This is a genomic window from Brevibacterium sp. ZH18 (assembly GCF_022748595.1).
Lineage (GTDB): Bacteria > Actinomycetota > Actinomycetes > Actinomycetales > Brevibacteriaceae > Brevibacterium.
The window spans coordinates 1-20,308 of record NZ_JALDSX010000009.1; the positions used below are offsets into that span (position 1 = coordinate 1).

Annotated in this window: 16 protein-coding genes; 12 read left to right on the forward strand and 4 right to left on the reverse strand. The window is 64.7% G+C overall.

Translation table 11 applies throughout. From position 1 onward, the window contains the following. Positions 1-183: 183 nt before the first annotated feature. The 5 genes from MPN20_RS05325 to MPN20_RS05345 all read left to right on the forward strand — a co-directional run bounded on the left by MPN20_RS05325 (position 184) and on the right by MPN20_RS05345 (position 6,846). On the forward strand, positions 184-996 hold the full coding sequence (locus MPN20_RS05325) for a TIM barrel protein (RefSeq protein ID WP_242780257.1): 813 nt from the start codon (positions 184-186) through the stop codon (positions 994-996). 83 nt (positions 997-1,079) lie between these two features. Beyond that, complete coding sequence (locus tag MPN20_RS05330; RefSeq protein WP_242780259.1) at positions 1,080-1,967, forward strand: 2-hydroxy-3-oxopropionate reductase; 888 nt, start codon at positions 1,080-1,082, stop codon at positions 1,965-1,967. A gap of 82 nt (positions 1,968-2,049) precedes the next feature. After that, positions 2,050-3,861 (forward strand): glyoxylate carboligase, encoded by a 1,812-nt coding sequence (gene gcl, locus MPN20_RS05335; protein WP_242780261.1) that lies wholly within the window; start codon positions 2,050-2,052, stop codon positions 3,859-3,861. Between the two features lie 305 nt (positions 3,862-4,166). After that, positions 4,167-5,585, forward strand: coding sequence for an allantoinase AllB (gene allB, locus MPN20_RS05340; RefSeq protein ID WP_242780263.1), 1,419 nt, complete (start codon positions 4,167-4,169; stop codon positions 5,583-5,585). 88 nt (positions 5,586-5,673) lie between these two features. Beyond that, entirely contained in the window at positions 5,674-6,846 is a 1,173-nt protein-coding gene (locus MPN20_RS05345; RefSeq protein WP_242780265.1) for an endonuclease domain-containing protein, read from the forward strand. A 98-nt stretch (positions 6,847-6,944) separates the two neighbouring features. Here the strand turns inward: MPN20_RS05345 and bcp are convergent, their stop codons facing one another. Together bcp and MPN20_RS05355 are read right to left on the reverse strand one after the other, a co-directional pair. Next, entirely contained in the window at positions 6,945-7,412 is a 468-nt protein-coding gene (gene bcp, locus MPN20_RS05350) for a thioredoxin-dependent thiol peroxidase (RefSeq protein ID WP_242780267.1), read from the reverse strand. A 135-nt stretch (positions 7,413-7,547) separates the two neighbouring features. Beyond that, positions 7,548-8,738 carry a glycerate kinase gene (locus MPN20_RS05355; protein WP_242780269.1) on the reverse strand — a complete coding sequence of 397 codons (1,191 nt, stop codon included), beginning with the start codon at positions 8,736-8,738 and terminating at the stop codon, positions 7,548-7,550. A gap of 322 nt (positions 8,739-9,060) precedes the next feature. Between MPN20_RS05355 and uraD the strand changes: the two genes are divergently transcribed. The 4 genes from uraD (at position 9,061) to aceE (ending at position 13,873) form a co-directional block, all read left to right on the forward strand. Then, complete coding sequence (uraD, locus tag MPN20_RS05360; protein ID WP_242780271.1) at positions 9,061-9,555, forward strand: 2-oxo-4-hydroxy-4-carboxy-5-ureidoimidazoline decarboxylase; 495 nt, start codon at positions 9,061-9,063, stop codon at positions 9,553-9,555. Beyond that, positions 9,552-9,875: a hydroxyisourate hydrolase gene (gene uraH / locus MPN20_RS05365; protein WP_242780273.1), complete on the forward strand. Its 324-nt coding sequence runs from the start codon at positions 9,552-9,554 to the stop codon at positions 9,873-9,875. The genes uraD and uraH overlap by 4 nt, the downstream gene beginning before the upstream one ends. 249 nt (positions 9,876-10,124) lie before the next feature. Next, positions 10,125-11,009 (forward strand): factor-independent urate hydroxylase, encoded by an 885-nt coding sequence (pucL, locus tag MPN20_RS05370; RefSeq protein ID WP_242780275.1) that lies wholly within the window; start codon positions 10,125-10,127, stop codon positions 11,007-11,009. A 65-nt stretch (positions 11,010-11,074) separates the two neighbouring features. Then, positions 11,075-13,873: a pyruvate dehydrogenase (acetyl-transferring), homodimeric type gene (aceE, locus tag MPN20_RS05375; RefSeq protein WP_242780277.1), complete on the forward strand. Its 2,799-nt coding sequence runs from the start codon at positions 11,075-11,077 to the stop codon at positions 13,871-13,873. 81 nt (positions 13,874-13,954) lie between these two features. Here the strand turns inward: aceE and MPN20_RS05380 are convergent, their stop codons facing one another. Continuing rightward, positions 13,955-14,740 carry an IclR family transcriptional regulator gene (locus MPN20_RS05380; protein WP_242780279.1) on the reverse strand — a complete coding sequence of 262 codons (786 nt, stop codon included), beginning with the start codon at positions 14,738-14,740 and terminating at the stop codon, positions 13,955-13,957. A 257-nt stretch (positions 14,741-14,997) separates the two neighbouring features. Here MPN20_RS05380 and MPN20_RS05385 point away from each other — a divergent pair, with 257 nt between their 5' ends. The 3 genes from MPN20_RS05385 (at position 14,998) to MPN20_RS05395 (ending at position 18,731) form a co-directional block, all read left to right on the forward strand. After that, entirely contained in the window at positions 14,998-16,377 is a 1,380-nt protein-coding gene (locus tag MPN20_RS05385) for an NAD-dependent malic enzyme (protein ID WP_242780281.1), read from the forward strand. A 155-nt stretch (positions 16,378-16,532) separates the two neighbouring features. Then, a complete protein-coding gene (locus MPN20_RS05390) occupies positions 16,533-17,840 on the forward strand; it encodes an aldolase/citrate lyase family protein (protein ID WP_242780417.1) in 1,308 nt (435 codons plus the stop codon). A 66-nt stretch (positions 17,841-17,906) separates the two neighbouring features. Next, on the forward strand, positions 17,907-18,731 hold the full coding sequence (locus MPN20_RS05395) for a bifunctional allantoicase/(S)-ureidoglycine aminohydrolase (RefSeq protein ID WP_242780283.1): 825 nt from the start codon (positions 17,907-17,909) through the stop codon (positions 18,729-18,731). 81 nt (positions 18,732-18,812) lie between these two features. On the opposite strand, the gene mqo is transcribed toward MPN20_RS05395, so the two are convergent. Next, a complete protein-coding gene (gene mqo / locus MPN20_RS05400; RefSeq protein WP_242780285.1) occupies positions 18,813-20,288 on the reverse strand; it encodes a malate dehydrogenase (quinone) in 1,476 nt (491 codons plus the stop codon). Positions 20,289-20,308: the final 20 nt, after the last annotated feature.

Genomic DNA, 20,308 nt, shown 5'->3' on the forward strand with positions numbered 1-20,308 from the left:
AGCGCCCGAAGGGTTGCTCGCTGTTTGGCCGCGCCTGGACGCAGGGCTCCGCGCGGAAATTTTCCTCACCGGGTTGACTCCGTCGATCGGCCGAGCCTATGCTGTTTTCATTAAACGGAAATAAACTTCCATGATACGGAAACATCAACAGCTGAGACTCGCAGAGACGCGAAGGAGACTCCCATGGCGACATTCGATTTCACCAAGGCAGACAGCTACGTCCTCAACTGCTCCACCCTGCTCACCGAACTGCCGGTGATGGAGCGCGCTCAGGCCGCCAAGGACGCCGGCTTCACCCGGGTCGAGTTCTGGTGGCCCTTCGACGGGGACCCGACCCCCACCTCGGCGGAGGTTGACGAATTCGTCGCCGCCCTCGATAACGCAGGGGTCGAACTCAAGGGCCTCAATTTCTGGGCGGGCAGCATGGCCGACGGCGACCGCGGCATGGTCTCGATCACCGGTGCCGAGGCGGACTTCGCCGCCAACGTCGAGATCGTCAAGGAGATCGGACGCCGCACCGGCTGCCGCGCCTTCAACGCCCTCTACGGACTGCGCACCGAAGGACAGACTGCTGAGGAACAGGACGACGTGGCCGTGGCCAACCTCAAGCTCGCCGCAGACAGTGTCGCTGAGATCGGCGGAACCGTCCTCGTCGAACCGGTCTCCGGAGCCGACGCCTACCCGCTGAAGAAGGCAGGCGATGCCGCCGAGGTGGTCGCGAAGGTCCGTGCCCAGGGCATCGACAACATCGCCGTCCTCGCCGACTTCTTCCACATGTCCGTCAACGGCGACGACGTCGCGGCGGTCATCGAAGCCGACGCCGCCTCGTTTGGCCACATCCAGATCGCTGACGCCGAAGGTCGCGGAGCACCGGGAACCGGCTCGCTGCCGCTGAAGAACTGGATCGAACGCTCCTACGAGCTCGGCTATACGGGCTCGGTCGCCCTCGAATTCAAGCAAGACCGCGAGACCGCATTTGCCTGGCTCGGCAACTGAGCTCCTCCAGCCCGTTGAGCACTCGCTTCAACCACCCCCGCTGAGCATTCGCTGCGACCAACACTTGAGTAAGGATTTCGAACATGAGCACGACAATCGCATTCATCGGACTCGGCATCATGGGCCTGCCGATGGCCAAGAACCTCGTCAACGCCGGCTTCACCGTCCGCGGCTACAACCGTTCACCGCAGAAGGCCCAGGATCTCGCCGCTGCGGGCGGTCAGGCCGCAGGCACCATCGCCGAGGCGGTCGACGGTGCCGATGTCATCATCACGATGGTCCCGGACTCGCCCGACGTCGAAGACGTCCTGACCCGCGAGGACGGCATCCTCGCCCACGCGAAGTCCGGCGCCTATTGGATCGACAACTCGACGATCCGCCCCGACGTCGCCAAGAATCTCTCCGCACAGGCGGCCCAGAGGGGCCTCAAGCCCCTTGACGCCCCGGTCTCCGGGGGCGAAGCCGGCGCGATCAACGGTGCGCTGTCGATCATGGTCGGAGGGGAACAGGCGGACTTCGATGCGGTCTCCGATGTCTTCGCCGCCATCGGCACAACCATCGTCCTCGTCGGGCCTTCCGGCTCGGGTCAGACCGTGAAGGCCGCGAACCAGCTCATTGTCGCCGGCAACATCGAACTCCTCGCAGAGGCCGTCGTCTTCCTTGAGGCCTACGGAGTCGAGACCACCTCGGCGCTCCAGGTCCTCGGCGGCGGACTCGCCGGATCCAAGGTTCTCGACCAGAAGGGCCAGAAGATGCTTGACCGCTCCTTCGAGCCCGGCTTCCGCCTGGCCCTGCACCACAAGGACATGGGCATCGTCACCGCCGCCGCTCGTGAGGCCGGCGTCGCCATCCCGCTCGGCTCGGCCGTCGCGCAGCTCGTGGCCTCGACCGTCCAGCAGGGCAACGGTGGACTCGACCACTCGGGTCTCCTCACCGTCGTCGAAGCGCTCTCGGGCAAGAACCAGAGCTGAACCACCGCCTCGGCGACAGAGTCGACGCCGGCTCACGAGCTCGGTCGACTCGAATCCGGGCCACTGACACGAAGGAAGAACAATGACACGTATGCGCGCAGTAGAAGCGGTGGTGCTCATCCTCGAAAAGGAAGGCGCCACCCAGACATTCGGGCTGCCGGGAGCGGCCATCAACCCGCTGTACTCGGCGATGAGGTCGCACGGCGGAATCAACCACACACTGGCCCGCCACGTCGAAGGTGCCTCGCACATGGCCGACGGCTACACGCGAGCCGCGGCCGGCAACATCGGCGTGTGCCTGGGTACTTCGGGCCCGGCCGGCACCGACATGATCACCGGGCTCTACGCGGCCGCCGCGGACTCACAACCGATCCTGTGCATCACCGGCCAGGCCCCGGTCGCCGTGCTCGACAAAGAGGACTTCCAGGCCGTCGACATCGCCTCGATCGCCAAGCCCGTGACCAAGATGGCCAAGACCGTGCTCGAGGCCGGCCAGGTGCCAGGCGTCTTCCAGTCGGCGTTCCAGCTCATGCGCTCGGGCCGTCCCGGACCGGTCCTCATCGACCTGCCGATCGACGTGCAGCAGACCGAGATCGAGTTCGACATCGAAACCTACGAACCGCTCGTGCCCGCGAAGCCTGCGGCCACCTCGGCGCAGGCGGAGAAGATCCTCGATCTCATCGCGGAGGCGAAGCACCCGCTCATCATCGCCGGCGGCGGAATCCTCAACGCCGATGCTGCTGATCGGCTCGTCGAATTCGCCGAACTGACCTCGATCCCGGTCTCGCCGACCCTGATGGGCTGGGGCACGATCCCCGACGATCACCCGCTGCAGGCGGGCATGGTCGGCATCCAGACGCACGTGCGCTACGGCAATGCCTCGTTCCTCGAATCAGACCTGGTCATCGGGCTCGGCAACCGCTGGGCCAACCGCCACACCGGGGACCTCTCGGTGTATCGGGCAGGACGGAAGTTCGTCCACATCGACATCGAGCCGACGCAGATCGGGCGCGTGTTCTCACCCGACTACGGTGTCGTCTCCGATGCTGGCGCCGCCCTCGACGCGCTGCTGAGCGCGGCTCGCAGTCGGAGCGCAGGTGCTGGTGTTGCGGGCGGGAGCCTGCCTGACTTCACCGACTGGGCGAACGAGTGCACGAAGCGCAAGGGCTCCGAACACCGCAAGACCAACTACACGGATGTGCCGATCAAGCCGCAGCGGGTCTATCAGGAGATGAACTCGGCTTTCGGTCAGGACGTCACCTATGTGTCGACGATCGGGCTGAGCCAGATCGCCGGTGCGCAGATGCTTCACGTCTACCGCCCTCGCCACTGGATCAACGCCGGCCAGGCGGGACCGCTGGGCTGGACCGGACCGGCAGCGCTGGGTGTGGCCAAGGGCAAGCCGGGTGAGACCGTCGTTGCGCTCTCCGGCGACTACGACTTCCAGTTCATGATCGAAGAGCTGGCCGTCGGTGCCCAGCACAAGATCCCGTATCTCCACGTCGTCGTCAACAACTCCTACCTGGGTCTGATTCGTCAGTCGCAGCGCGGATTCGACATGGATTACCAAGTGTCGCTGGCCTTCGACAACATCAATTCCTCAGGTGCCGCTGCCGGTTACGGCGTCGACCACGTGGCCGTGGCTCTGGGCTTGGGCTGCAAGGCGCTGCGCGTCGAAGATCCGGAGCTCATCGGTGAGGGGCTGCGCGTGGCGCAGGAGCTCATGAGCGAGCACCAGGTTCCGGTCGTCGTCGAGGTCATCCTCGAGCGGGTCACGAACATCTCGATGGGCGCCGCGCTCGACAGCATCAACGAGTTCGAGGTTCTCGCCCAGACTCCGGCAGACGCGCCCACCGCGCTGACGCCGATGGACGAGCTCGTCGCCGCGAAGTGACCCGGTGAGCGAGTCAGAAAAGTGACCCGGTGAGCGAGTCAGAGAGGAGCCCGGTCGCCGGAGGGTGGTTACCTCCGGTGACCGGGCTCCTCGTCGTTGGTGCTGACGCCCGCGTGAACACGCGCTGCGCTGTTCCCAGCTGCCTACTCGGCAGATTCGAAGAGAGATATCGGGCGATGGTATACCGAAAATAGGGTATCGACGACTAGACTTGAACCGAAAGCCAGACACCGATTGTGCCGGTCGAATCATCCGCTGTCATCGACCGGGTACGAACTGGCAGCAACGGACACGAAGGAGTATCCATGAATGCCAATCAGGCCTCAGAGCCCACCTCCACCGATGCATCCGCCCCATCACCTCGAGATTCCGCCTCGGCGAATGAATTCGACCTCATCATCCGCGCTGATCGGGCGATCCTGCCCGAAGGTGAGAGTGCAGTGCAGGTCGGCGTGAGCGGCGGGACGATCGTCGAAGTTGCCACCGGGGGAGCGGAACTGAGCGGGACCGCCTCGGCGGATGCGAAGGTCATCGACGTCGACGCGTCCCAGGTCCTTCTGCCGGGACTCGTCGATTCCCACGTGCACGTCAACGATCCCGGTCGCAGCGAATGGGAGGGCTTCGCCAGCGCCACCCGCGCGGCCGCGGCCGGCGGCGTGACGGCGATCGTCGACATGCCGCTCAACTCCCTGCCGCCGACGGTCAACGTCGAATCCCTTGACATCAAACGCGAGGTCGCTGCCTCGAAGGCCTTCATCGACGTCGGCTTCTGGGGCGGTGCGATCCCCGGCAACACCGGCGACCTCAAGCCCCTCTATGACGCCGGAGTCTACGGATTCAAGTGCTTCCTTGAGGACTCAGGTGTCGACGAATTCCCGCCGCTCGAGCCCGAGGAACTGCGCGCGGACCTGGCCGAGCTTGCGAAGTACGACGGTCTGCTCATCGTTCACGCCGAGGACCACTCGGTCATGGCGGGGGCGCCGAAGAACTCGGGCCGCAAGTTCAGCGACTTCCTCGCCTCCCGTCCGCGCGAGGCCGAGAACGTCGCGATCGCCCGAGTCATCGACGCCGCCCGGGAGACAGGTGCCCGCGCCCACATCCTCCATCTGTCTTCGGCTGACGCGCTGCCCCAGATCGCTGCTGCCAAGGCTGAGGGCATCAAGCTCACGGTCGAGACATGCCCGCACTACCTCGTGTTCACCGCCGAGGAGATCCCGGATGGGGCGACCACGCACAAGTGCTGCCCGCCCATCCGTGAGGAGTCCAACCGTGAGGCGCTGTGGCAGGGGCTCATCGACGGGACCATCGACTGCATCGTCTCCGACCACTCGCCGTCGACGGCTGAGCTGAAGCTCCTCGACACCGGTGACTTCGGTGCAGCATGGGGCGGAATCTCCTCGCTGCAGCTGGGCCTTCCCCTCGTGTGGACCGAGGCTGCGAAGCGCGGAATCGCCCTCGCCGATGTGGTCTCCTGGATGTCATCGGCGCCGGCGGCCGTGGCTCGCGTGGAGAACAAGGGCTCCATCGCCGTCGGCAACGACGCGGACTTCGCTCTCTTCGCCCCCGATGCGGAGTGGACCGTCCACGCGACAGAGCTCTATCACCGTAACCAGATCAGCGCCTACGATGCACGCACGGTCCGCGGCGAGGTCAAGCAGACCATCCTCCGCGGCGCTCCCGTGGACTTCTCCGAGCCGCAGGGCCACCTCCTCCGCGCCCGCTGACAGGCGCCCGCACCTCAGCCTCCCCGCCGTCGCTCATCGCATCCGACGCCACAGCAACCTTTCGGGCGTCCAGCAACCATTAGACGGGTTGCTCGACGCCCGAAAGGTTGCTCGCTCGTTTTGCTGCCAACGTTCGGGTAGCCATACGGCCGCAGGGTTTCCGGGTGGGTGGTTTCTATACACAGGGTTACCCACAGGGTTATCCACAGTTTTAAGTTTCTTGTTGCAGTTTGTTGTGGAATGGTGCAGTTTAGTATCCATGTATACGCAATTCACCGCGGCACGTCTGCTGCGTTTAGGCTTCTCTCGTGCCGAGGTGAAACGTGCGCAGGGCTGCTGTCTGCAACGCGTAGCGCGAGGACGGTATGTCACCGAACGCGTGTGCTCCAACCCTGCCCACAACCGGTTGTGGGAGTCAGTCAAGACCGGCTCCAGCGACGAATTCCCTCAGTTCGGCGACATCCGTGACCGGGTAGAGCGGCTCAAGGTGCTCATCCGCGCGAGAGCAGAGCATCTTCAAGCAGCGCAATTGAATCAGTCGTCACCCCGCGGGGGCGAGCTGTTCAGCCATCTGTCCGCTGCGCTCATCCATGAGCTGCCGGTCAGTGGCTTCAACGCGCAGAAGGTGGAGGTCGTGCGGCCGGCAGTGAGTCGCACCTACGCCCACTTGCGGGTCCGACGTCGATCGATCCCCGAAGGTCAGCACACCCGCACCGGCATCTATCCGGTGACGTCATTGGAGCGGACTCTCATTGACGTCGCTCGTGACTACTCGCTCGAGATGGCGGTGCCGATGTTCGACCACGCCCTGCGCAGTCGTTCGACGACTCTTGATGCTGTCAGGTCCAGTGCTCTGGAGTGTGCTGAGATCAACGGCGCCCGAAAGGTGGAGACCGCTATCGAACTCGCTGACGAGCGGCGTGAGTCTGCGGCCGAATCAATCTGCGGAGTTCGATTCTTCGAGTTCGGCATCAGCGGTTTCGTCCCTCAGGTGAACATATTCGATAGCGACATGAACTGGCTGGGCCGAGTCGACTCCTGCCACGAGGCGGCAAAAGTCATTGTCGAGGTCGACGGATTGGGCAAGTACAGTCTCGGCTCAGGTAATCCGAACCGCGAGATCGAGAAGGAGAAGCTTAGGGAATCTGCACTTAGCGCGGCCGGGTATCTGGTGATCAGGCTAACCTGGCGCCAATTGTTCAGGTCGGAGCTGTTCACTTTCATTCTGAGTGCGACCGCAGAGCGACTTGCGTCGAAGTGAGCAACCCTTCGGGCGTTGGGCAACCGTTGCTTGGGTTGCTCAGCGCCCGAAAGGTTGCTGTGGCTCGGCGGGCTCGTAGAGTCGAGCTACGCGCCGAGTTACGCGCCGAGCTTTTCGCGGAGGCGGCGGACGTGGCCTTCTGCGTCGACGTTGTACTCGACGCTGGACAGCTTGCCGTCCTCGTCGATGACGAACGTCGAGCGCAGCGTGCCCTCGAGGGTCTTGCCGTTGACTGTCTTCTCGCCGAACGAGCCGTAGGTCTTCGCGAGCTCAGCGCCCGGATCCGAGAGCAGCGGGAAGGTCAGGCCTTCGTCTGCGGCAAAAGCCTTGAGCGCCTCAGCCTCGTCGGGGGAGACTCCGAGCACCTGGAATCCGGCGTTGGCCAGCGAAGAGAGGTTGTCGCGGAAGTCGCAGGCCTCGGTCGTGCAGCCCGGCGTCGCAGCCTTCGGGTAGAAGTAGAGGATGACCTTCTTGCCGGCGAAGTCCGACTTCGAATAGGTCGTGCCGTCTGCGTCGGCCAAGGAGAAATCCGGAGCGTCCTGTCCGACTTTGAGTTCAGTTGTCATGCTGGTTCCTTTCGTTGGTGTTGCGTTGGTGTTGCGCTGTGTTGCGTTGGTGTTGTGCTGCGCTTCGTTGGTGTTGCACTGCGTCGCTCAGCTGAGCTGGTCGATTGGTCGAGGTGACTGACTGTGGGTGGGTGTTCAGTTCTGCAGCGCGGGCGAGGACGTCGATCCCGCAGCCAGCAGTGCGCAGGCGTGGGCGGCTGCGGACTCGATGAGCTCCTCGGCTTGGTCGGAGAGCTCCGATAGCTCGGCCGGGCCCGGCGCGATCGACAGTGCTGCAGTGATCCCGGCAGCGCGGCACTCCGCCGGGGTGAGCGCGACGCGTCCTGCAATGACGACGATACTCGCCGAGGCGGGGGCGTGGTCCCGGACGGCCGCGACGACCTTGCCGCCGAGGGACTGGGAATCGAAGGAGCCTTCGCCGGTCAGGACGATGTCGGCTCCGGCGAGGGCGTCGGTCAGCCCCACCGCCTCGGCGACCATGCTGGACCCGGGCACCACCTCGGCGCCCAGAAGTGCGGTCAGGGCCATCGGGATCCCGCCGGCTGCACCGAACCCGGGCGTTGCGGCCAGGGTCTCGGCGGAAGTCTCGCCGGAGCTGGCGAGCACCTCGGCGAGGTGGGCCAGCCCGGAATCGAGAACAGCCACGGACTCCGGGGTCGCGCCCTTCTGAGGGCCGAACACCGCAGCCGCACCGTGGGGGCCGGTGAGCGGATTGTCGACGTCGACGGCGATGCGCCAGCGGACATCGAGGGCGCGAGGGTCGAGGTTCGTCGTGTCGACGGAGGCAAGGGCCGACAGGCCACCGCCGCCCGGGGCGATCGGTTCACCGGAGCCATCGGTGAAGGTGGCGCCGAGTGCGGAGACGATGCCGACGCCGCCGTCCGTGCTCGCCGATCCGCCGATGCACAGGAGGATCTCTTCGACGCCGAGTGCGAGTACCTGACGGGCGATGAGGCCGACGCCGTAGGTGTCGGCGCGCTCGGGTTGGAGGTCGACGTCGGAGACCTGGGGGAGGCCGTTGGCCTGGGCCGCCTCGATGACTGCGGTCTTTCCATCGGCGGACAGGCCGAAGCGCGCGGTGGCCGGGCGGCCGATGGCATCGACGACTTCGACGGTGCGTGCGGGTGTGCCCCAGACGGCGAGCAGAGCGTCGAGGGTGCCCTCGCCCCCGTCGGCGAAGGGCAGATCGGTGATGTGCGCGTGCGGGAATGCCTGCCGGGCGCCGCGGGCCAGGGCGGCGGCGGCCTCGGAGGCGCCAGCTGACCCCTTGAAGGAATCGGGCGCGCAGACAATGGTGGGTGTGAGTGTCGAAGCTTCCCTGCTCATGACGTCATTCAACCTCATCGTCGTGAATTCCGTGGCGGTGTGCTCAGCAGTCGGACCGCGCCCGCACCCCAGGGGCGTGAGCGAAACCTCACTGCACGCCTATTATCCGTTATGTGGAATAAAGTTTCCAAATCAAGCGATGCCCGGCCTGGTCCGTTTTGCCCGGCCCTGCTCGTATCGCCCGGCCCCACCCGCGTCCCCGGCTCGGATTTGACATCAGATCACCCTCGCGCCACACTCGGATCTACGAAACGGAAATAACATTCCGAGATGCGAAACGATGCGAAACCGCCGTCGCACCCCGATTCCCGAGGAGGTCAATGTGGACCTGGACGCGTTCAATCGGTACTCCACAGACGAGGCCCGCGAGGCTCTGCGCCCGTGCCTGGACGTCGATCGCTGGATCGACGGAGTCGTCGACGCCAGGCCGTTCTCGACCGTGGAATCGGCTCTCGAGGCTGCTCATTCGAGCGCGAATCCCCTCAGTGACGATGAGATCGCGCAGGCGATGTCCCACCACCCCCGGATCGGTGAAAAGGCCGAAGGCTCCTCCGCCGAGGCGGCTCATTCCTCCCGCGAACAGGCGAGCCTGGGTGATCTCGACGGCAGCGTCCAGGCCCGACTCGCCGCCGGCAACGCCGCTTACGAGGAGCGCTTCGACCGCGTCTTCCTGATCCGCGCCGCAGGTCGCACCCCCGACGAGATCCTTGCCGAACTCGAACGCCGCATGAGCAACACCGACACTCAGGAACTCGCCGAAGTCGGCGAGCAGCTGATCCAGATCGCCGTCCTCCGCCTCGAAGGAATACTTGCATGAGCTTCATCTCCGCACACGCTCTCGACTCCACACTGGGCACCCCGGCCGCTGACCTCGAGGTCACTCTGCTCGCCGGGGCCGAGGTGCTCGCGAACTCCCGCACGGACGGCAACGGCCGCGTCTCGGAATTCGGACCGGAGAACCTTGAGCCGGGCGATTATCGGATCGTATTCGGTACCGGCGCCTACTTCGACGCCCAGGGGCAGGATCACTTCCACCCTCAAGTGTCGATCGACTTCAGCGTCAAAGCCGGCGAAGCCCACTACCACGTGCCGCTGCTGCTCAGCCCCTTCGCCTACAGCACGTACCGCGGCAGCTGAGCAGCCCGCACCTCCAGCAGCACCCACGAATATCAGGGGAAGCAGGCCCCCTGTAGGATCGAGATCCTCAACAAACCGCCGAAGTTCGCCGGAGACAGAAGCCGGCAACCTCGCTAATCAAATTGGTCACAGTGGTCACGACCACCTCGGCGCCGGTCGACGATTCCGTCGGATCGGTTAGACACCGCACCTGCGGTACTTCGCTCGCCGAGGCGGTCCGACCGCTGACAGCGCAACAGGAGCAAGAAGATGAGCAAGGTAAGACTGACAACGAATCAGTACGGCAAGGCGGAGAACCGGTTGATGAGGGTCTACCGTGACACCGACCGTCACGAGATCCGCGACCTCAATGTCACCTCGCAGCTGTGGGGCGACTTCGAAACGGCCCACACCGATGGCAACAACGAGCATGTCGTGGCCACCGACACCCAGAAGAACACGGTCTTCGCGAAGGCCAAGGAGCTCGGCGTGACGTCGCCCGAGCAGTTCCTCATCGGCCTCGCCGACCACTTCACCACCAGCTTCGACTGGGTCACCGGCGGACGCTGGGCCGCCGAGGAATACGGTTGGAGCCGCATCAACGACCACAAGCACTCGTTCTACAAGTCAGCGCCGGAGACCCGCACCACGGTCTTCACGCGCGACGGCGACAAAGACACCCTGATCTCGGGCTTCTACGGACTCACCGTGCTCAAGACCACCGAGTCGGGATTCGTCGGCTATCCGAAGGACAAGTACACGACCCTGCCGGAGACCGAGGACCGCATCCTTGCGACCGACATCGCAACCCGTTGGATCTACAACACCAAGGACCTCGACTTCGAGGCGACCTACCGACAGGTCAAGGAGATCATCCTCGACTCGTTCACCGACCACTTCTCGCATGCTCTTCAGCACACCCTGTACCAGATGGGTGAGAAGGTCATCGAAGCTGTGCCGGAGATCGATGAGATCCGCTTCTCCTGCCCCAACAAGCACCACTTCCTCTACGACATCGAGCGCTTCGGTCTGGAGAACCCGAACGAAGTCATGATCGTCGCCGATCGGCCCTACGGTCTGATCGAAGCCACCTTCACCCGCGACGGTGTCGACGAGAACAAAGAAGCCTGGGCTCAGATCGCTGGCTTCTGCTGATATGAATCGCAGTCGGGTCCATGGGAACACCTCCCGTGGACCCGACTCGTATGAGAGGGACAACTATGACCGAACTGTCATCACAGCCCGGTGAGAACTTCAGCACCACCTCGGCGATCCCGAGAGGCACTGGAGATGAAGAGGTCGACGAATGGCTCGAGTCCTGGGAGGGGCTCGTCAGCGAACGCGGCACCATGCGCGCGAGCGAGATCATGGAGGCACTGCGTCGTCGCGCAGCGTCGAACTCCGTGGCCCAGCCCAAAGTCACCACCACCGACTACGTCAACACGATCCCGGCAGACCAGGAACCGGTCTATCCCGGCGACGAACGACTCGAGCGCAAGTACCGCAAATGGCTGCGCTGGAATGCCGCGATGCTCGTCCATCGTGCTCAGCGCCCCGAGATATCTGTCGGCGGTCACATCTCGACCTACGCCGGTGCTGCGACTCTCTACGAGATCGGGTTCAACAACTTCTTCCGCGGCCAGGACCACGCCGGCGGCGGTGACCAGGTCTTCTTCCAGGGCCACGCCTCACCCGGCATGTACGCCCGCGCCTTCCTCGAGAACCGACTGAACGAGAAGCAGCTCGACGGTTTCCGACAGGAGGCGTCGAAGGCTCCCAATGGTTTGAGCTCCTACCCGCACCCGAGGCTGATGCCCGAGTTCTGGCAGTTCCCGACCGTGTCGATGGGTCTGGGGCCGATCAACTCGATCTACCAGGCGCAGATGAACCGGTACCTGCACAACCGCGGCATCAAGGACACGTCCGACCAGCGGGTCTGGGCGTTCCTCGGCGACGGTGAGATGGACGAGCCCGAATCACGCGGCGCCCTGCAGCTGGCGGCCAACGAAGGACTCGACAACCTCACCTACGTCATCAACTGCAACCTCCAGCGCCTCGACGGCCCGGTCCGCGGCAACGGCAAGATCGTCCAGGAGCTCGAAGCGGTCTTCACCGGCGCCGGCTGGAACGTCATCAAGGTCCTGTGGGGCCGCGAATGGGACTCCCTGCTCGAAGCCGACCGCACCGGCGAACTCGTCCGAATCATGAACGAGACCCTCGACGGCGACTACCAGACCTTCAAGGCCGAGTCCGGCGGGTTCATCCGCGACAACTTCTTCGGCCGCTCACCCGTGACGAAGAGCCTCGTCGAGCACCTGTCCGACGACGACATCTGGAACCTCAAGCGCGGCGGCCACGACTACCACAAGGTCTACGCGGCCTACGAGCAGGCAGTGAACATGACCGGCAAGCCGACCGTGATCCTCGTCCAGACCGTCAAGGGCTACGGTCTGGGCACGACCTTCGAGTCGCGCAACGCCACACACCAGATGAAGAAGTTCACTGCTGCCGACGTCAAGGCCTTCCGCGACCGGATGGACATCCCGATCACCGACAAGGTCATCGACGAGGATCCCTACGCGGTGCCCTACTACCACCCGGGCAACGACGCCGAAGAGATCCAGTACATGCTCGAGAAGCGGTCCAAGCTGGGAGGGTTCCTGCCCAACCGGAAGCCGGAGAACAGCAAGAAGACGCTTCCCGCAGTCAGCGACAAGGCCTTCTCGCAGACCAAGAAGGGCTCGGGCCACCAGCAGGCTGCGACGACGATGGCCTTCGTCCGTCTGCTCAAGGACCTCATGCGGGAGAAGGGCATCGGCAACCGGATCGTGCCCATCATCCCCGATGAGGCGCGGACCTTCGGCATCGACGCGTTCTTCCCGACCGCGAAGATCTACAACCCGAACGGGCAGAACTACCTCGCCGTCGACCGTGAATTGTTCCTCTCCTACAAGGAGGCGACCAACGGCCAGCTGCTCCACGTCGGCATCAACGAAGCCGGTGCGGCAGCGGGATTCACCGCCGCCGGAACCTCGTATTCGACGCACGGCGAGCCGATGATCCCGATCTACGTGTTCTACTCGATGTTCGGGTTCCAACGCACCGGCGATGCCTTCTGGGCAGCCGGCGACCAGATGACCCGCGGGTTCATCATCGGCGCCACCGCCGGGCGCACAACGTTGACCGGTGAGGGTCTGCAGCACGCCGACGGCCATTCGCCGGTCCTGGCTGCGACCAACCCGGCTGTGCGGATCTACGACCCGGCCTACGGCTACGAGATCGGCCACATCATGCGCGACGGCCTGCACCGCATGTACGGCGAGCACGACCTCGGCGACGATGCGCGCAACGTCATGTACTACCTGACCGTGTACAACGAGCCGATGCTCCAGCCGCCGGAGCCCGAGGATGTCGACGTCGATGGGATCCTGCGCGGAATCCATCGCGTCGCAGAAGCCGGCACCGCTGGTGCGGATGAATCCGGCGCCGAGGCGGGGGCCGGGAACCGCCCGCAGGCTCAGCTGCTCGCGTCCGGGGTTGCAGTCCCATGGGCGTTGGAGGCTCGTGGGCTGCTGGCTCAGGAGTGGGGCGTGGATGCGGCCGTCTGGTCGGTCACGTCGTGGGCCGAGCTGCGCCGTGATGCCCTGGCCTGTGAGGCCGATCGTCTCGAGAAGTTCGAGGCCGAGCCGCGCGTGCCCTATGTGCGTGAGCGTCTGGGTGCCGAGGCCGGGCCGATCGTCGCGACCAGCGACTTCGACTCGACTCAGCCCGACCTCATCCGTCCGTTCCTCAAGCAGGACTTCGCGACGCTCGGGGCCGACGGCTTCGGCTTCTCGGACACGAGGGCTGCGGCCAGGCGCCACTTTAAGATCGACGCTCACTCAATGGTCGTGCGCACTCTGCAGCTGCTCGCCGATCGTGGCGAGATCGAGCGTTCGGTGCCCGTCGAGGCGGCCAAGAAGTACCGCCTGAACGAGGTCAACGCGGGAACCTCAGGCACCGCCGGAGGCGATTCCTGAGCAATCGCGAAAAAGCGGCCCTGGAGCACACGCTCCAGGGCCGCTCTTCGTTGCTGTTGCGGAGGCTGCTGCGGGTGTGAGCTACGCCGTTCCGCGCATGTCTGCCGAGATCGCCTCGGCGGCGGACTTGAGCAGCGGGATCGCACGATCGGCGAAGGCCTGGTCGACTCGGCTGATCGGTCCCGAGACCGAGATCGCCAGGGGGGCGGGGGCATTGGGGATCGACATTGCGAAGCAGCGCACGCCCAACTCCTGCTCCTGCTCGTCGATCGAATACCCGCGCTCGCGGATGCGCACGAGCTCGGCTTCGAGCTCCTCGACGGTGGCGATGCTGTATTCGGTCGGCGTCGGCATTCCCGCCGTGGTCACGATGTGGCGCACATGCTCGGGATCGAGTCCGGCGAGGATCGCCTTGCCCACGCCGGTGTCGTGCATATGGGTACGGCGTCCCACCTCGGTGAACATGCGCATCTGCCGCTGGGAGGCGACCTGATCGACGTAGACGACCATGTCGCCGTCGAGGGTCGCGACGTTCGCCGATTCCCCGAGTTCCTGGACGAGGGTACGCAGATACGGGCGCGCGATCGCACCCAGCTGCTCGCCGGCCAGGTTGCCCAGCCGGACGAGTCCCGGCCCCAGCGCATAGCCGCGGTTGGGCAGCTGCCTGACCACTCCGAGGTTGACCAAGGTGTTGAGCAGACGATGGATCGTCGGGAGCGGGAGGCTCACCTCGGCGGCGATATGACTCAGTGTGGCCGACCCGGAGGAGTTGGCGATGCACTCGAGAAGCCCGAAGGCGCGCTCGACGGACTGGACGCCGCCCTTCGTCTGCCGGATTGCTGGGGCCTTCGTCTCGTTGCTGGTCATCCCTTTTCCTCTTCCTCAAGTCGTGAACTTCGCGAGCGTCAACATCGACGCAGAGTGTCTCGGTCCCGACTGTCCATCGCAGCCGATGAGCCGTGGGCGTCGTGGAAATTCGACGTTCTTCGCTCAGTGAAGCTACCGCTCAGTCTAGTCCTGAAATGGAAGAAAGTTTCCACTGGAGTGAATCTCAAGTAGATATTCCACAATACAGAATATAGGATCCGTGATACGGAAAAGATCTATCAGGGAGGATATCTTTCATGGCTGCTCCAAGCCCCGGATACTCAATCACTCTTCGAGTGGCTGCTGCAGTGGATCGGACATCGACGTTCGACCTCGTGGCCGCCGCCGCAGCGACAGGCGCTGCGATTACGGCACTCGACGTCGTCGAATCCACCCCGCACACCGTCATCATCGACGTCAGTGCCGATACGCGCGGCGTCGACCACGCTGACGAAGTCGCAGCGGCGGTGGGCAAACTCGATGGCGTCGAGGTCAAGAAAGTCTCCGACCGGACCTTCCTGCTCCACCTCGGCGGGAAGCTCGAATCCACGCCCAAGGTCCCGTTGCGCAACCGCGACGACCTCTCCCGTGCCTACACCCCGGGTGTGGCCCGTGTGTGCCAGGCCATTGCGGAGAACAAGGCCGATGCCAGGCGTCTGACGATCAAGCGCAACACCGTCGCCGTCGTCACTGACGGGACCGCGGTACTGGGCCTCGGCGACATCGGCCCCGAAGCCGCCATGCCGGTGATGGAGGGCAAGGCTGTTCTGTTCAAGCAGTTCGCCGGCGTCGATGCCTGGCCCGTGGCCCTCGATGCGAAGGACACCGAGGAGATCATCTCGATCTGCAAGGCGATCGCACCGGCCTACGGCGGCATCAACCTCGAAGACATCTCCGCACCGCGCTGCTTCGAGATCGAGCGCCGTCTGCGCGACGAGCTCGACATCCCGGTCTTCCATGATGACCAGCACGGCACGGGCATCGTCACCCTCGCGGCGCTGAAGAACGCACTCAAGGTCGTGGGCAAGAACCTCGAGGACCTGCGCATCGTCGTCTCCGGAGTGGGTGCGGCAGGCAACGCGATCATCCGCCTCCTCCAGGTTGCAGGAGCGAGGAACATCATCGCCTGCGGCCGCGGGGGAGCGATCGGACCGAACTCGAGCGTCGACACCGAACACAAGGTGTGGCTGCAGGAGAACACAAACCCGGAGGGCTTCGAGGGCAGCCTCAAGGAGGCTGTGGTCGGCGCCGACGTGTTCGTCGGAGTCTCCGCTCCCAACGTCCTCGACGGCAGCGACATTCAGGCGATGAACAAGGATGCGCTCGTCTTCGCGATGGCCAACCCTGATCCCGAGGTCGACCCCGCCGAGGCGCTCAAGTACGCGGCCGTCGTCGCCACCGGACGCAGCGACTACCCGAACCAGATCAACAACGTGCTCGCCTTCCCCGGCATCTTCCGTGGTCTTCTCGATGCCGAGGCGACCGACGTCAACGAAGAGATCATGGTGGCGGCAGCCGACGCGATCGCCTCGTGCATCCCCGAGGACGAGCTCCATCCGGGCTACGTCATCCCGTCCGTCTTCGATCCGGAGGTTGCGAAGAAGGTTGCGGCTGCGGTCGCAGCAGTCTCGTCCTGAAGCAGCGGCCGGTCGCCTGACACAGGGGCCGGCCGTCTTTCTGTCGACCTGTGACCATCCTTCGGCTGGCCTTCCACCATCGGCCCTCGGATGAGAGACAATGGTCACAGGCGAGAGACTTCCGCGAACTGAATGCGACGAAAGAGAACGTGAAATTGGATCAATCAACGCTGGCCGACATCGATGCGCTCCTGTCGGACACGGATGAGCTGCTGACCACGAGCTACCCCGGTGATCGCGATGTGCGCCAGCCCGTGCACACCGTCTACGTCCCCGGGGACCAGTCGACACCCGACGTGACCCGTGAATGGGGGCAGCAGGCCTTCGATTTCGTCGAGGCCAACGGCGGCATGGTGCAGTTGGCTGAACGGGTCATCATCGCCACCCGCAAGGAGGCGGGATCCCAGGTCAGCCAGACGATCCCGAACCTGCACCAGGTCGCCCGGGAAGCTGAGATGCTCGCCGAGGCGGTCGCCCGGAAGCTGTCCACCGAACCCATCGAGGACCTCCGGATCGACTTCGAAGACGGGTTCGGCAACCGCGACGACGAGACCGAGGACGACTGTGTCCGCAAGGCGGCCCGCAACGCCGTCGCAGGCCTAAGCGGAGACGCGGCCCCCGCGTTCTTCGGCATCCGGTTCAAATGCATGGAGGCTGACACCCGAGCCAGAGGTCTGCGGACCCTCGACCTGTTCATCTCCGAGGTGATCGCCGCCCACGGCTCCCTGCCCAAGCAGCTCGTGCTCACTCTGCCGAAGGTCAGCACCGTCGACCAGGTCAGGGCCATGGTCCTCGCGTGCAAGTCACTCGAAGCCGAACACGGTCTGCCGGCCGGCGCGATCACTTTCGAGGTGCAGGTCGAGACCCCGCAGCTCATCCTCGGCGCAGACGGATCCGTGCCGGTGGCACCGGCCCTGCACGCCGGGGAGGGACGCGTGACCTCGCTGCACTACGGAACCTACGACTATTCTGCGTCAATGGGAGTCGCTGCGGCGTACCAGGCGATGGACCATCCGGTGGCTGACTTCGCGAAGAATCAGATGCTGCTCGCGGTCGCCGGCACCGGCGTCCACATGTCCGACGGGTCGACGAACATCCTGCCCTTGGGTGAGCCCGAGGATGTCCAGCGTGCGTGGGCACTGCACTCCGGACTCGTCCGCAGGCATCTCAAGCGCGGAATCTACCAGGGCTGGGACATGCACCCGCATCACCTGCCGACCCGGTTCCTTGCGACCTTCCGCTTCTACCGCGAAGGCGCCGAGGCGGCTGCGACACGACTGCGCAACTACGTGTTCAAAGAGGATTCGGCAGTCCTCGACGAGCCCGCGACTGCGAAGGCCATGGCCCGCTACCTGCGCCGTGGACTCTCCTGCGGGGCCCACACCGAGGAATTCGTGGTCGACCGCACGAAGCTGTCGATCGAGACCCTCGCGCAGATCGCCCGCACCGGCTCAGCCGAATAGGCCCAGCCGTATGAGCCCAGCGCTCACCCCAGACACACGCACTGATTCGAAGGAGATTCCACGCTCATGACGACGACCGATCCCTACACCTATTGGGCTCCGACCGGCGGACACCCGCCGCAGACGGACCTGCTCACCGACCGCGCGATCGTCACCGAGGCGTACACGGTCATCCCGCGCGGAGTCATGCGCGACATCGTCACCTCGAACCTGCCCGAGTGGACCCAGACCCGCGCGTGGGTGCTGAGCAAGCCGGTGGCCGGGGGAGCGGTGACGTTCTCGCAGACCATCCTCGAAGTCGCCCCGGGCGGCGGCGCGGACAAGCCCGAACCGCAGGTCGAGGTCGAAGGGTTCATCTTCGTCATGGCCGGCCAGCTCGACATCGCCCATGAGGGCCGGACCCACACGCTGACCCCAGGTGGGTACGCGTTCCTGCCCGCCGGTTCGACGTGGAGTGCGAAGTCCACCGGCACCGAGGCTGCTCGCTTCCACTGGATCCGCAAGCGCTACCAGCCCGCCGCGGGTCTGACCCCCGAGGCGGCCTTCGGCAACGAGGTCGACGTCGAGCCTGCGGCGATGCCCGGGACCGACAACCGCTGGCGCACGACGCGCCCGCTGGACCCGGAGAATCTGGCCTACGACATGCACGTGAACATCGTGACGTTCGAACCCGGCGCGGTCATTCCCTTCGCCGAGACCCACGAGATGGAGCACGGCCTCTACGTGCTCGAGGGCAAGGCCGTCTACCGTGTCAACGGCGACTGGGTCGAGGTTCAAGAGGGTGACTTCATTTCGATGCGCGCCTTCTGCCCGCAGGCCTGCTATGCCGGTGGACCGGGGCGCTTCCGCTACCTGCTCTACAAGGACGTCAACCGCCAGGTCGAACTCTGAGGCACTGACAGACGAAGAACGGCGGACCATCAGGTCCGCCGTTCTTCTGTTCTCAGCTATGCCGACTCATGCCGGCAGCAGTCAGATGAGCTGCAGGGTGCGAGCCGTGTACTCGGAGAGCTCCTTGAGCAGAGTCTCGTCGTCGGCCAGGCTGTGGCCCAGCGACGGCACCATGTCCTTGATCGCAGGCTCCCACGCGTTGTACTGGCGAGGGAAGCAGGTCTTGAGCAGGTTGAGCATGATCGCCACGGCGGTCGATGCGCCCGGAGAAGCGCCGAGCAGAGCGGCGATCGAGCCGTCGGCCGAGGAGATGAGCTCGGTGCCGAAGCCGAGGACTCCGCCCTTCTTCGGATCCTTCTTCATCACCTGCACGCGCTGTCCGGCCTGGATGAACTCCCAGTCGCTGGGATCGATGTTCGGGATGAACTCGTTCATCGACTCAAAGCGGGACTTCTTCGACGATGCCAGCTCGGTGAGCAGGTAGGTGACGAGGTCCGTGTTGTCCTTGGCGACGTTGAGCATCGTGGGCAGGTTGTTTCCGCGCACCGAGAACGGCAGGTCGGTGAACTTGCCGCCCTTGAGGAACTTCGGTGAGAAGCCGGCGTAGGGGCCGAACAGCAGGTACTCGTTGCCGTCGACGACACGGGTGTCGAGGTGAGGCACGGACATGGCCGGGGCCCCGAAGGAGGCCTGACCGTAGACCTTGGCCTGGTGGCGGGAGACGAGTTCAGGGTTCGAGGTCCGCAGGAAGATGCCCGAAACCGGGAATCCGCCGTAGCCGCGGCCCTCAGGAATGCCGGACTTCTGCAGCAGCGGCAAGGCGCCGCCGCCGGCGCCGACGAAGACGAACTTCGCGCTGACCTTGTGGGTCTCGCGTGAGAGCAGGTCCTTGACGGTGACAGTCCAGCCGTCGGAGGAGCGTTCGAGGTCGGTGACCTGGTGGCTTGTGCGGATCTTCGCACCCTTGTCGCCGACGTAGTTGAGCAGCTGACGTGAGAGTGAACCGAAGTCGACATCGGTGCCGATCTTCGTCCGCGAGACGCCGTTGACCTGTCCGGGACCGCGGCCCTCGAACATCAGGGGCAGCCACTCGGCCTGGGTGTCAGGATCGTCGGTGAACTCCATCTCGGAGAACAGAGGATTGCGAACCATCTGCTCGCGACGGTTCTTGATGTAGTCGCGGCCCTTCTCACCTCGGCCGTAGCTGATGTGAGGGACCTGGTTGATGAACGACGTCGGGTCTGGCAGGACTCCGTTGTCGACGAGGTGCGACCAGTACTGGCGGGTGTGGTGGAACTGCTCGTTGATCTGCGAGGCCTTCGCGAGATCGATGTGGCCGTTCGCATCCTCGGGGGTGTAGTTGAGCTCGCACAGGGCAGCGTGACCGGTGCCTGCGTTGTTCCACGGATCCGAGCTTTCCTTGGCGACATAGTCGAGCTTCTCGTAGACCCGGATGTCCCATTCGGGCTGAAGCTCGGTCAGCATGGCGCCCAAGGTGGCGCTCATGATGCCGCTGCCGATCAAGACAACGTCGACCTTTTCCTGCGTAGAGGGCATTTGAACTCTCACATTCCTCG

Excerpts from the sequence above, each read along its gene's own strand:
- mqo (WP_242780285.1), bottom strand. The coding sequence starts at position 20,288 with ATGCCCTCTACGCAGGAAAAGGTCGACGTTGTCTTGATCGGCAGCGGC.
- MPN20_RS05330 (WP_242780259.1), top strand. The coding sequence starts at position 1,080 with ATGAGCACGACAATCGCATTCATCGGACTCGGCATCATGGGCCTGCCG.
- aceE (WP_242780277.1), top strand. The coding sequence starts at position 11,075 with ATGACCGAACTGTCATCACAGCCCGGTGAGAACTTCAGCACCACCTCG.
- MPN20_RS05385 (WP_242780281.1), top strand. The coding sequence starts at position 14,998 with ATGGCTGCTCCAAGCCCCGGATACTCAATCACTCTTCGAGTGGCTGCT.
- MPN20_RS05325 (WP_242780257.1), top strand. The coding sequence starts at position 184 with ATGGCGACATTCGATTTCACCAAGGCAGACAGCTACGTCCTCAACTGC.
- uraH (WP_242780273.1), top strand. The coding sequence starts at position 9,552 with ATGAGCTTCATCTCCGCACACGCTCTCGACTCCACACTGGGCACCCCG.
- pucL (WP_242780275.1), top strand. The coding sequence starts at position 10,125 with ATGAGCAAGGTAAGACTGACAACGAATCAGTACGGCAAGGCGGAGAAC.
- bcp (WP_242780267.1), bottom strand. The coding sequence starts at position 7,412 with ATGACAACTGAACTCAAAGTCGGACAGGACGCTCCGGATTTCTCCTTG.
- MPN20_RS05355 (WP_242780269.1), bottom strand. The coding sequence starts at position 8,738 with ATGAGCAGGGAAGCTTCGACACTCACACCCACCATTGTCTGCGCGCCC.
- allB (WP_242780263.1), top strand. The coding sequence starts at position 4,167 with ATGAATGCCAATCAGGCCTCAGAGCCCACCTCCACCGATGCATCCGCC.
- MPN20_RS05380 (WP_242780279.1), bottom strand. The coding sequence starts at position 14,740 with ATGACCAGCAACGAGACGAAGGCCCCAGCAATCCGGCAGACGAAGGGC.
- MPN20_RS05395 (WP_242780283.1), top strand. The coding sequence starts at position 17,907 with ATGACGACGACCGATCCCTACACCTATTGGGCTCCGACCGGCGGACAC.
- gcl (WP_242780261.1), top strand. The coding sequence starts at position 2,050 with ATGACACGTATGCGCGCAGTAGAAGCGGTGGTGCTCATCCTCGAAAAG.